Origin of the sequence: Saccharothrix deserti (genome assembly GCF_009769385.1) — a bacterium.
Taxonomy (GTDB): Bacteria; Actinomycetota; Actinomycetes; order Mycobacteriales; family Pseudonocardiaceae; genus Actinosynnema; species Actinosynnema deserti.
This window is the reverse complement of record NZ_VKAB01000011.1, coordinates 168,088-179,442: the sequence shown is the minus strand read 5'-3', so window position 1 is coordinate 179,442 and position 11,355 is coordinate 168,088. Positions and strand designations below refer to the sequence as shown.

The window sequence follows — 11,355 nt, the reverse complement described above, 5'->3', positions numbered from 1 at the left end:
GCGGTGGTTGTGGGTAGTGACGAGTTCTTCCGGATGGTGAACGCGCTCGTCGACGTCGAACGCTCGGAAGGCGGGCAGTACAGCTCGTTCAGCGTGCGCGGCAAGCGGTTCGGCTACTACTGGCCGCGCACGCAGACGGTCGGCTTGAAACAGACGCTGTCCGAGCAGCTGGCGCTGGTCGCCGAGCGGCCGGACGTCTTCGAGGAGCAGTTCACGGCCGGCGGCTTCGGCTGGGTCGTGGTCTACCTGGCGGGCATCGAGGCCGACGAGTTGTCCGAGCTGGTCTTCGAGGCCTGGCGGCTGTCCGCTCCCGAGGACCTGGTCGCCCAAGTGCCCGACCCCGCCGACAGCTCTTCGGCCACCACTCGCGGTGGTTGAGCACTCAGCAGTTCTCGTGCCGGCACCTCGGTCCACCACTGTTCGATCCGATCGGGCGCCCAGCCGCGTTCCGCGGTGAGGGTGGTGCAGACGTCGATGTTGCCGTCGCCGGCCACCTCATGACCCACGTCTCCGTCTTCCGCGATGGACGACTGCGGTCATCGCACGACGCCGGCGATCACCGCGGTCACGACCTTGTGGAGGGCTCCGGGCTCCGGCGGGGCGCCGGTCCGGTCGGCGAACAGCATGTGCCCGGTCCCGATCAGCGTGGGCGCGAGGGTGTCGACGTCGGCATCCGCGGCGATGCGGCCCAGTTCGCGCTCGGCGGTGAGGTAGGACGCGATCATGGCCGCGGCTTCCGCCAGGAGCGGGACGCCGGTCGGTGAGGCCTGGCGCAGTCGGGCGCGCAGTTCGTCGCGGGAGATGACGAGACCGACGATCGCCACCGCGATCGACTCGAACAGGTCCGTCAGCGCGCCGGTGAGGTTGTCGGCGACGGTGCCCGTCCCGGCGGACTCGCGCAGGGCGGCGGCCCGGTGCTCGATCCGGCCGATGCGATCGTGCACGAGTTCGGCGAGGAAGCCGTCGAAGTCGGTGAAGTGCCGGTGCAGCACGCCCTTGGCGCAGCCTGCCTCCGTGGTGACCGCACGGCTGGTCAGCGCGTTCGGCCCGTCCCGGAGCAGGACGCGCTCGGCGGCGTCGAACAACTGCCGGCGCGCGTCACGGATGGCCACACCTGTCGGCACGTGCACACCTCTTTCCCTCGTCGGCTCCACCGTTGATGAGTGGGCGCTTGCCCACTATGGTGGGCACATGCCCACTTTACCGCCGGAACGAGCGCGTCCCGCCGAGAACGAGCCTCACGGACACCGACAGGTGGCGGAGCTGCGCGAGCTGATGCGGACCGACTGGTCGCGCACGTCGACCACCTCGTCGGACGCGTCTCACCGGTCCGACCGTAGTTCGTCGGGCCCGATCCGGGAGTCGGCGACGATGGAGCCGTCCGCGGCCACGTGGAAACCCGGCACCTCCAGCACGGCGTTGAGGTTCGTCACCTTCGCGCCGAGAAACCACCAGGCCTCGCTGCGACCGGCGTCGGCGAACAGCACGTCGCCCTCGAAGGTCGCGTCGGTGAACCGGGCCGTGCTGCGGAAATCGGCGCCGGCGAACCGGGCTTCGCCCGCGAACCTCGCCCCGGTGAACCGCGCGGTGCCCGCGAACGTTACGGGCCGGATCAGATCGCGCCTTCAAGCAGGGCATGTCTTCGGTGGGTGCGCGGACACCCGGGAGCGGTCGGTCTCGATGATCTCATCGTCAGCCCGGTGACCGTGGAGTTCGTCGGCAAGGCGCTTCAGGAAGTGAACCCAACCGTCGGTGGTCTCACTGGTCGGTAGAGCCGGCGATTGCCGTCACGGCGAGCAGCGATGAGACCGGCTCCGACAAGAACCCGCAGGTGCCGGGACACCGCCGGGCGACTCATCGCAGGAAAGTGGCGGGCGAGGTCCCCGGCTGAACACGACGGACCGACTTCCACGACATGCGGAGCAGCTCTCACCCGAACCCTGCGATCCGCGTCAAAGGATACCGGCGAGCTCTCCGACGGCGTAGTGCGCGAGCAGGTCGGCGAGGTCGTCTCCGCCCTGCGTCGGCATGTCGGGCGGTTCGGGGTGGTCGGGGCGCCTGCCGGCGATCAGGTCGGAGACGAACACCGTCACCGCTTCCGGAGATGGCAGCACCGGCGGCCCCAGGTACGTCAGCGCCACGAGTTCCGCTCCCCTGCCGACCTCGATCCCGGCGCACCACCCGGTGTACTCGTCCCAGACCAACGCCAGGTCGTTGTCCGGATGCAGCGGCAGCCGCTCGTCCAACGCGATGTAGGCGGTGGCGGCCGGCGCGCACTCGTACCAGCACGACTCCAGATCGATCCCCAGCCGCCTGGCGATCAGCCGCAGGTACTGCCGCAGGCCCCGATCCTCCGGGCCTTCCACCTCGATCTCGACCATGACGACCTCCACCTGCGCACCGGCCGAACGCCCGCCCCCACCCAACCGCCCATCTCAATTGGTCAGTCTGCATCCGCTCGACCCACACCGCATTAGGCCATTCAGGTGAGTCGCGTTGCCGCAACGCGCCGCCCGATCAACGCCCCCGACGTGCATCCGAGTCACAGCACGGCGGACTCGGACGACGCAGACGAGCTGCATCCACGGATGCGGTCCGCGCGGGTCGCCCCCGAATCCAGGGCTTCAGGAGGTCTGCGACGCGGCGCGCGCCAGCCGGGTCATGGCGCGGTAGAGCGCGGCGGGGGTCGGGGCCTCGACCAACGGCCTGTTGACCTGGGCTTTCAGGTGAAGTGACGGACTGTGTCATGCCCCCACTGCAGCTAAGTGGAACAACGGGACCACTTCTGTTGTTAGGCTGACGCGGAAACGGGAAGGGGCGTTCCATTTACCGACCCGCTCCCGGAACACCCGCACTACCGGAAGAAAGAACCGATCGTGCCCACGCTCGCCATCGTCGGGGCCGGCCCCGGCATGGGGCTGTCCACCGCCAAGGTCTTCGGCAGCCGCGGCTGACCCCGAGCACTCCCCTCCCCGTTCCGACCCGAAGGATCCCCGCTCCCCGTGAACGTCTTCCTGTGGATCGTCCAGGCCGTGCTCGCCGCCATGTTCGCGATGGCCGGTGTCATGAAGTCCACCCAGCCCAAGGACAAGCTCGTCGAAAAGATGCCGTGGGTCGCCGACTTCTCCCCCACCACCGTCCGCCTCATCGGCATCGTGGAGTTCGCCGCCGCTCTGGGGCTGATCCTGCCCGCGGCCACCGGTATCGCCCCCGTCCTCACCCCGCTGGCCGCCTCCGGGCTGGTGATCACGATGATCCTCGCCGCGCTTATCCACGTCCGCCGCGAGGAACTCTCCGCGATCGCCTTCAACGCCGTCCTGCTGGTCCTGGCGGCCGTGGTCGCCTGGGGTCGCTTCGGCCCCTACGCCATCTAGCCCCCGACCTCTGACCCACACAAGGACCCTCATGCGCGTCACCGTCTTCGGTGCGACCGGTGCCATCGGCCGGATCACGAACCCGGTCACCAAACCCGCCACCGGTCGGATCAAGTCCGGCTTCCTGGGCCACGACAAGATCGGCTCCGCGATGACCCGCCCGGACATCGCCGCCTTCCTCGTCCCCCAACTCACCGACACCCGTTACCGCCGAACCATGCCCGCCATCAGCAACTGAACCACCGGTAGTCACCCGGGGGGCGGACTTCGGCGGCCGACCGCCACCGAAGCCGCCTTCTCACGGTTGCGGACGTGGTCGGCCTTGTCCGGGACGGTGCGGCGGATCCGTCGCGGTCCGACGCGTTCGGTGCCGTGCCGGTTCGGTGCCGTGCCGGATCAGTTGCCGAGCCGGATCAGCTGCCGAGCGGCATCACGCGCGCGATCCGGATCGACGTGGTGTTGCCGCCGGCGGCCGGGTAGGCGACGCTGCCGTCGGCGTAGGCCTTGAACGCCTGGTAGTCGTGGTCCCGCGCGTTGATGGTGAACTGACTGCCCACGGTCTTGCCGCTGCCCGCGTCGTACACCTGCGCGGCCATCGAGGTGCCCGTTTCCCAGGCCAGCAGCATCCGACCGGTCCCGTAGCCCACCAGGTGCGGGTGACTCGATCGGGCGGCGGTGGTGATGGTGTTGTCGGCTTGGCCGTTGGTGAAGTGCGAGAGACGCGCCTGGCCGCCCTGGCTCCACGCGGTCCAGTAGCCGGGGGTGCTCGCCAGGACGAGGTCACCACCGAACAAGGTGCCGTCGCAGGTGCCGGCGGCCACCGTGCGGTAGGGGTTCGGCTGCGCGATGCGGCACCCGTTGTCCGTGGCACAGACCCTCACGTAGTGACCGGTGCGCGGGTCCCACACCACGCGTGCCGTCCAGCTGTGGCTGCAACCCACTTCGAAGCCGTCGGGGTGTCCGGGGACCAGGGACCCGTTCGCGTCGACCACCTGCATCCGGTCGCCCTCGTGGATGTCGACGCAGTTGCCGTTCCGGACGGTGATGGCGACGCCGAAGTACGCCGCGTAGTTCGTGCCGTCGAAGGCCAGGCGGCCGTGGTGCTGGTACCACCAGATGAACCGGGCGCCGTCGTCGTAGCCGCCGCGGCGCTCGTCGAGGTTCGTGACCTGGCGTGCCCAGACCTGCTGACCCGAGTTGTCGAAGCGGATCATCCACATGGTGTTGCACGGGCTGGACGCGCCGCCGCACAACGGTCCGTCGTGGCACTCGCCCCGGCGGGTGAGCAGCACGACACCGCCGTCGCGGTCGGCTTGGACGTCCTGGAGGTCGATGCCCTCGAAACTGGTGGGCGTCCCGACCAGCCGGTCGGCGCAGTCGAGCTTGCCCAGGTAGACCCGGCTGTCGGTGCCCAACCACGCGACCCAGGAATCACCGAGAGGCGTGGCCGCGATCGCCATGGGCAGCGGTTCGGTGTCCCCTTCCCGCCCGTAGCCGGTAACGGGAACCCCCACGTTCACGTCGGTCACGTTCACCACCGGCGATGCGCCGGCCGGCCTCCCGCAGTCCGCCGCCGCCGGCGGGACCGAGGTCACCGTGGTGGTCGGGGGCGCGGTGGTGGTCGTCGGCGATGGCGAGGCCGGCGCGCTGGTGGTCGACGCACACTTGGCCGACTCGGGGCCGGTGGGGCACTCGCCGCTGTGCGCGACCGCCGTGTTGTCGGGAACCGGTGCGGCGGTCTCGTCGGCGGACGCTGTCCACACTGCGACCCCCACAGCGGAGGCGATGACCACGGCGACGACGGACAGGAAGAGCCAGCGTCTCGACACGGCGAGTCTCTCCACGAAGGTCACAGGGGCGGGGTTCGCGACGACCTGTCGGCCGGTCACGGGCGGTGTCCCGTCGGGCAGCGAGAAGAGTGGCATGCACAGACCCGCGTGTCCATAAGGGGTTGTCCTCGCGGGTTTGGCGATTTCCTTGGCGGGAGACCGACGAAAAGCGGGCATCGCTGAACGGCGAGGCCCGCCCATCGGTGGATGGGCGGGCCGTCGTCGCCGGTTACATCGGCGCCGGGGCGTAGCCGGTCAGGCGGGTGGTGAACGTTCCCCGGCCCTGGGTCCGGCTGCGCAGTCGGGTCGCGTAGCCGAACAGTTCGGCCAGCGGCACGCTCGCCGTGATCACCGTCGTGCCGGCACGTGCGGCGGACCCGAGGATCCGGCCGCGTCGAGCCGCGAGGTCACCGAGCACGCTGCCCACGTTGCCGTCGGGCACGGTGACCGTGACTTCGGCGACCGGCTCCAGCAGCGCCATCGTGCCGGCGCGCAGGGCGTCCCGGAGCGCGAGCCTGCCCGCGGTGCGGAACGCCATCTCCGAGGAGTCCTTGGGGTGGGTCGCCCCATCGGTCAGCGTGACCCGCAGTCCGGTCACGGGATGGCCGCCGAGAGGTCCTTCGGCCAGCGCGTCCCGACAGCCCGCCTCCACCGCTCGCACGTACTCCCGCGGAACCCGACCACCGGTGACGGTCGACCGGAAATCGAACTCGACCGCACCAGGGGCGATCTCCATCGGCTCCGTGTCGAGGACGACGTGGGCGAACTGTCCCGCACCTCCTTCCTGTTTGACGTGCCGGTAGACGAATCCGGAGACACCGCGGGCAACCGTCTCGCGGTAGGCCACCCTCGTCCGCCCGACGGCGAGGTCGAGCCGGTGGTCGAGGCGCACCTTCTCCACCGCCACCTCCAGGTGCAGCTCACCCATTCCGGACAGCACGGTCTGACCGGTCTCGCCGTCCGTCCTGACCGCCAGCGTCGGGTCTTCCTCCACCAACTGCGCCAGGGCCGACATCAACCGGTCGGTCTCCGCACCCGTGCGCGGCTCGACCGCGACGGAGACGACCGGAGCCGCCGCCGTCAGTGGTTCCAGCACCAGAGGAGCCGTGGGCGCGCAGAGGGTCGCCCCGGCGCGCGCCGACTTCAGCCCGACCACCGCGACGATGTCCCCGGCCACCGCCAGGGGCACCGACGCGTGCCGATCCGCCTGGACCCGCAGGATCCTGCCGATCCGCTCGACGCGCCCGGCTCCGGCGTCCAACACCGCCTCTCCTTTGTGGAGCGTCCCCGAGTACACGCGGAGGTACGTCAACCGGCCCGTCGTGGTCGAGTTCACCTTGAACACCAGCGCCGCGAACGGCCCGGTCGGGTCCGCGGCCCGCTCGTGCGTAGCGTCGCCCCGGACACCGCGCACCGGCGGCACGTCCAAGGGTGAAGGCAGGTAGGCCACGACCGCGTCCAGCAGCGGTTCGACCCCGCGGTTGCGGTAAGCCGATCCGCACAGCACGACCACGCCGTCGCCGGTGCGGGTCAGGTCGCGCAACGCGGACGTCAACGTCCGCGCCGAGACCGCGGACTCCGCGCAGAACTCCTCCAGCGCGGCCGGGTGGAGTTCCGCCACCGCTTCCTCCAGCAGTCGTCGCCGTCGGTGCGCCTCGTCCCGCAACGCCTCCGGCACAGGCCCTTCCCCGAACTCGTCGCCACCCTCGGTCCACACCAACGACCGCATCTGCACGAGATCGACGACGCCGACGAACCCGTCCTCCTTGCCGATCGGGAGTTGGACCACCAGCGGAACCGGGTGCAGCCGCTCGCGGATCGACGCCACGACCGTGTCGAGGTCGGCGCCGGCCCGGTCCAGCTTGTTGACGAACGCGATCCGCGGCACGCCTCGCAGGTCGGCCTGTCGCCAGACCGACTCGCTCTGCGGCTCGACGCCCGCGACACCGTCGAACACCACGACCGCGCCGTCGAGCACCCGGAGCGAGCGTTCGACCTCGCCGGAGAAGTCGACGTGGCCGGGTGTGTCGATCAGGTTGATCCGGTGGTCGTCCCACGTGCAGCTCACGGCCGCGGCGAAGATGGTGATGCCGCGGTCGCGTTCCTGGGAGTCGAAGTCGGTGACGGTGGTGCCGTCGTGGACCTCGCCGCGTTTGTAGGTCGTGCCGGTGACGTACAGGACTCGTTCGGTGAGGGTGGTCTTGCCGGCGTCGACGTGGGCCAGGATGCCGAGGTTGCGGACGCCGGTCAGCGGGAGCGTGTGGTGGAGGTGCAGGTCGGTGCGCACGGCACAGCGCCTTTCGAGGTGATCCGGATCAGGTCGGCGCGATTCCGGACGAACACACCCGTGCCCTGCGGAACCCGTTGCGGCGCAAGGGGGACCGACCGGCCGAATCACGGCCGTGCAGGGGGAAGGTCAGGCGTTCGTCACGACGCTCCGGAGCGGGCCGCGCGGCCGGCACCGGACTCCGGGAGACACCAGGATCACCTCGTAACGCGACGGGGGAACGACGACAGCGGTGCGGTAGCGCACGGCCGGCTCCCCTCATCCGTCACGGGCGCGCTGCGCAAATCGAGTCAGCGCGCGTTGTCCGGCCGAAGTGTAGGGGCTCCGATGTGGACTTGGAACCGATTTTCCGATGGACGCGATCAAGGGTGCGTGCTCAGGAGCCGGTCAGCAGCTCCCGGTGCGCCGCCTGCAGCCGCGTGCCGGGGTCCACCCCCAGGTCGTCGCGCAACCGGTGCCGGAACGCCTCGTAGCCCAGCAGGGCCTCGGCCGTGTTGCCGAGCGCGGACAGCACGCGCATCCGCAGCTCCTGCGCGCTTTCCCGGTAGGGGGCCAGCTCGACCAGCTCACGGGTGGCCCGGTCGGCGCCGGCGAGCTCCGAGCCGCCGATGGCCAGCGCGGCGGTCGCGAAGGCCTCCACCGCGCGCAGCCGGACGTCGGCGAGCAGTCTGCGCCACCGCTCGATCCACGGTGCGTCGAAACCCGGGAGGAACGTCCGGCGGGTGATGTAGTTCGCGATGAGAGCCGTCGCGTAGGCGGTGGTCATGTCGCCCGTGTGCAGTGCGGCCTCGGCCGAGTGCACGTTCTCGACGGCCGCCTCCGCGTCGACGAACGTGCCGTCCGGAACGCGGAGCCGGACCTCGCTCCGCGCGCTCAGCTCCCACCCCAGGACGTGCCGCAGGTTGGACAGCAGGGCCGAGAGCGCCGAGTCCGCCGCCGGCGGCGGCTGCTCGCCCCACAGGGCGTCGACCAGCTCGGACCGCTGCACCGGCCGGGGCCGGTGCAGCACCAGGTAGCCCAGCAGCGGCCTGCACTGCCTCCCGCGCAGGCCCTCGACCGGCCTGCCGCCCACCTCGACGGCGAACCGTCCGCACAGCTGGATCCGGGGCGAAGGGCTCTGGTCCATGGCAGCCTCCGCGTCCATTATGGGAGGCGGAGGCCCGTTCGATGAAGATCATCACCTGCGAGTGCGGGTACGTGGTCCGGGGCGGGACGGACGAGGAACTGCTCGCCGCCGCCAACGACCACATCCGCACCGCACACCCACAGCTCGTCGGCACCATCTCGGGCGAACAGCTGCTCTCGATGGCGGAGACCGTCGACTGACGACGCGCACGCGCCCTGGCCACCCCCGCATCAGGGGGGCGGCCACGGTCATCGCGTGCTTCAGCGCGGCCCGGCCCGCGCCGTGGTGGTTCACTCCTGGACGGCCATCGCGAGCAGCTGTTCGCGGGTCAGGGACCCGTCCAGCTCCGGGTGCGCGTCGCGGATGTGCGCGAACGCGGCGGCCAGCAGTTCCTCGTCGGTCTCGCCGCGAAGGACGACGCCGTCGTCGCAGCGGATGATCTTCGCCATCGGTATCCCTCCTGGGCTCCGGGCGCTTCTCGCGCCTGTGCGGCAGAGGGTTGCTCGCACCCTTTGGCGGCACGTTGCCCGAACCTTGGCGAACCCTTGGCGCCCGACCACGACCCGGTCGAGGCCGCTACCGGGCGGGCTTGATGGTCTTCATCGTGAAACGGGAGATGACGCGCTCGACGCGGGGAATGGTCATCACGTGCCGGCTGAGGAACGTCTCGTAGGCGGCCAGATCGGCGACGGCCACGCGCACGAAGTAGTCCGGGCTGCCGAACAGCCTGCGCAACTCGACGACCTCCGACGCCTGCGCCATGGTCTGCTCGAAGTGCCCGACCGTGTCCGCGTCCTGGGCTTCGAGGGTGAGGTCGAGCAGCACCTCGAACGACCGCCCCACGGCGGCGGGGTCGATGACGGCCCGGTAGCCGCGGATGACGCCGTCGGCTTCCAGCCGCTGAACGCGCCGCAGGCACGGCCCGGTGGTGAGCCCGACCCGATGGGCCAACTCGACGTTCGTCAGCCGCCCATCACGCTCCAACTCGGCGATGATTGCCCAGTCGGTGGCATCCACGACCAGATAGTTGCACACACGGTCGTCTGCCGAGCAATCTTCGCAACCACATGTCGCGGCTTCCGCGAGACCGCTTCGGATTGGAAGCGCGCTCTCGCCACGCTCGGCTCGGCCCCTGGAGCACCGGCGAAGGGTCGCCGTCGACGTGACCACGCCGGTGGACGACTAAGTTGAATTCAGTTAGGGTCGCGGCACACTCGCGAGCGGGTATCGAGGGAGCGGTAGTGGCCATCGGGTTCGAGATCGACGACGAGGTCGCGGAGTTGGCCGACCGCACGGCGCGGTTCGTCCGCGACGTGGTCATCCCCGAGGAACGAGCGCACGGCGGTGTGCTGCACGACGGTCCCGAGGCACTGCGCACACGGCTCCAGGAGGCGGCGAGGGGAGGCCGGGGTGTTCGCGCCGCACGTGGCCCGGCAGTGGGGTGGTCTCGGGCTCGATCTGCGCGGTCAGGCGGTCGTGTTCGAGGAAGCGGGGTACTCGCTGTTCGGGCCGCTCGCGCTCAACTGCGCGGCGCCCGACGAGGGCAACACGCACCTGCTGCACGTGGTCGCGGACGACCGGCAGCGGGAGCGGTATCTCGGGCCGCTCGCGGCCGGTGCCGTCCGCTCGTGCTTCGCGATGACGGAACCCTCGCCCGGCGCCGGGTCCGATCCGCGCGCTCTCGCCACCACCGCGACCCGCGTCGCCGGCGGTTGGCGCATCGACGGCCGGAAGTGGTTCATCAGCGGGGCCGACGGCGCGGCGTTCGCGATCTGCATGGCGCGCACGAGCGGCGAGCCGGGTTCAGCCGGTGGGGCGACCATGTTCCTGGTCGACGCGGACAACCCCGGCATGAAGATCGTGCGGAACATCGACACGCTCGACGAAGGGCTGTTCGCGGGCCACAGCGAGGTGTTGTTCGACGGCTGCGAGGTGTCCGACGACCAGGTGCTCGGCGAGGTCGACCAGGGTTTCGCCTACGCCCAGGTCCGCCTCGGGCCCGCCCGCCTGACGCACTGCATGCGGTGGCTGGGCGTGGCCCGGCGGGCGCGGGACATCGCACTCGACCGCGCGGCCTCCCGGTCCGCCTTCGGCCGGCCGCTCGCCGAACTCGGCATGGTGCAACAACTCCTGGCCGACTCGGAGATCGACATCGAGGCGAGCCGCGCGCTGCTGTGGCGTGCCTGCTGGGAACTCGACCAGGGCAGGCCGGGCGCGCAGCACACGTCGATCGCCAAGACGTTCGTGTCCGAGGCGGTGAACCGCGTGGTCGACCGGTCGGTGCAGGTGTGCGGGGCGCTCGGCGTCTCCGGTGACGTCGCGCTGTCCCGCCTGTACCGGGAGGTCCGGCCGTTCCGCATCTACGACGGCCCGTCCGAGACCCACCGGTGGGCGATCGCGAAGCGCGCGGTGAAGGCGCGCCGATGAGCCGGGGCACGGCGGTGGGCCTGGACGTCGACGCACTGCACCGGTTCCTGGAACGCACGGTGCCGCAGTACGCCGGCACGGTCGAGGCACGCGTGCTGCACGGCGGTCGGTCGAACCTCACCTACGCGGTCAGCGACGGCGTGCACAGGTGGGTGCTGCGGCGGCCTCCGCTCGGCACGCTCACACCATCGGCACACGACGTCGTCCGCGAGTACCGGGTGGTGGAGGCCCTCGGACGGGCGGGCGTGCCCGTGCCACAGGCCGTCGTGTCGTGTTCGGACGCCGGTGTGCTCGGCGTGCCCTTCACCATCA

The 11,355-nt window shown here is 70.6% G+C and carries 14 protein-coding genes and 1 pseudogene; 6 read left to right on the top strand and 9 right to left on the bottom strand.

Annotated features, from left to right (window positions below):
* Positions 1-3: 3 nt before the first annotated feature.
* On the top strand, positions 4-378 hold the full coding sequence (locus tag FM051_RS20445; RefSeq protein ID WP_158845705.1) for an MmcQ/YjbR family DNA-binding protein: 375 nt from the start codon (positions 4-6) through the stop codon (positions 376-378).
* 158 nt (positions 379-536) lie between these two features.
* Here FM051_RS20445 and FM051_RS20440 read toward each other — a convergent pair whose 3' ends face one another.
* From FM051_RS20440 to FM051_RS20425, 4 genes are all read right to left on the bottom strand, one after another.
* Complete coding sequence (locus FM051_RS20440; protein WP_158845702.1) at positions 537-1,124, bottom strand: TetR/AcrR family transcriptional regulator; 588 nt, start codon at positions 1,122-1,124, stop codon at positions 537-539.
* Positions 1,125-1,322: 198 nt separating this feature from the next.
* Entirely contained in the window at positions 1,323-1,613 is a 291-nt protein-coding gene (locus FM051_RS53210; RefSeq protein WP_274383656.1) for a pentapeptide repeat-containing protein, read from the bottom strand.
* A 116-nt stretch (positions 1,614-1,729) separates the two neighbouring features.
* Positions 1,730-1,912 (bottom strand): helix-turn-helix domain-containing protein, encoded by a 183-nt coding sequence (locus FM051_RS54000; RefSeq protein ID WP_202918937.1) that lies wholly within the window; start codon positions 1,910-1,912, stop codon positions 1,730-1,732.
* A gap of 40 nt (positions 1,913-1,952) precedes the next feature.
* Positions 1,953-2,381: a DUF6292 family protein gene (locus FM051_RS20425; RefSeq protein ID WP_158845696.1), complete on the bottom strand. Its 429-nt coding sequence runs from the start codon at positions 2,379-2,381 to the stop codon at positions 1,953-1,955.
* Positions 2,382-3,002: 621 nt separating this feature from the next.
* Between FM051_RS20425 and FM051_RS20420 the strand changes: the two genes are divergently transcribed.
* Both FM051_RS20420 and FM051_RS20415 read left to right on the top strand, forming a co-directional pair.
* Positions 3,003-3,374, top strand: coding sequence for a DoxX family protein (locus tag FM051_RS20420; protein ID WP_158845692.1), 372 nt, complete (start codon positions 3,003-3,005; stop codon positions 3,372-3,374).
* A 31-nt stretch (positions 3,375-3,405) separates the two neighbouring features.
* Positions 3,406-3,612, top strand: a complete 207-nt coding sequence (locus tag FM051_RS20415; protein WP_238412517.1) for an NAD(P)-dependent oxidoreductase — start codon at positions 3,406-3,408, stop codon at positions 3,610-3,612.
* 175 nt (positions 3,613-3,787) lie between these two features.
* On the opposite strand, the gene FM051_RS20410 is transcribed toward FM051_RS20415, so the two are convergent.
* The 3 genes from FM051_RS20410 to FM051_RS20400 all read right to left on the bottom strand — a co-directional run bounded on the left by FM051_RS20410 (position 3,788) and on the right by FM051_RS20400 (position 8,616).
* A complete protein-coding gene (locus tag FM051_RS20410; protein ID WP_202918936.1) occupies positions 3,788-5,203 on the bottom strand; it encodes a hypothetical protein in 1,416 nt (471 codons plus the stop codon).
* Between the two features lie 229 nt (positions 5,204-5,432).
* On the bottom strand, positions 5,433-7,490 hold the full coding sequence (gene fusA / locus FM051_RS20405; protein WP_158845689.1) for an elongation factor G: 2,058 nt from the start codon (positions 7,488-7,490) through the stop codon (positions 5,433-5,435).
* A 376-nt stretch (positions 7,491-7,866) separates the two neighbouring features.
* Positions 7,867-8,616, bottom strand: coding sequence for an AfsR/SARP family transcriptional regulator (locus FM051_RS20400; protein WP_158845686.1), 750 nt, complete (start codon positions 8,614-8,616; stop codon positions 7,867-7,869).
* 41 nt (positions 8,617-8,657) lie between these two features.
* Between FM051_RS20400 and FM051_RS20395 the strand changes: the two genes are divergently transcribed.
* Positions 8,658-8,816: a DUF1059 domain-containing protein gene (locus FM051_RS20395; protein ID WP_158845683.1), complete on the top strand. Its 159-nt coding sequence runs from the start codon at positions 8,658-8,660 to the stop codon at positions 8,814-8,816.
* 90 nt (positions 8,817-8,906) lie between these two features.
* On the opposite strand, the gene FM051_RS20390 is transcribed toward FM051_RS20395, so the two are convergent.
* Together FM051_RS20390 and FM051_RS20385 are read right to left on the bottom strand one after the other, a co-directional pair.
* Positions 8,907-9,065: a hypothetical protein gene (locus tag FM051_RS20390; RefSeq protein WP_158845680.1), complete on the bottom strand. Its 159-nt coding sequence runs from the start codon at positions 9,063-9,065 to the stop codon at positions 8,907-8,909.
* Positions 9,066-9,192: 127 nt separating this feature from the next.
* Positions 9,193-9,633: an Lrp/AsnC family transcriptional regulator gene (locus FM051_RS20385; RefSeq protein ID WP_158845677.1), complete on the bottom strand. Its 441-nt coding sequence runs from the start codon at positions 9,631-9,633 to the stop codon at positions 9,193-9,195.
* Between the two features lie 393 nt (positions 9,634-10,026).
* Between FM051_RS20385 and FM051_RS20380 the strand changes: the two genes are divergently transcribed.
* Both FM051_RS20380 and FM051_RS50120 read left to right on the top strand, forming a co-directional pair.
* Positions 10,027-11,043: an acyl-CoA dehydrogenase family protein gene (locus tag FM051_RS20380; protein ID WP_238412516.1), complete on the top strand. Its 1,017-nt coding sequence runs from the start codon at positions 10,027-10,029 to the stop codon at positions 11,041-11,043.
* Positions 11,040-11,354: pseudogene (locus tag FM051_RS50120) on the top strand (phosphotransferase); the annotation flags it as partial. The gene FM051_RS20380 and the pseudogene FM051_RS50120, both read left to right, overlap by 4 nt.
* Between the last annotated feature and the right edge of the window lies 1 nt (position 11,355).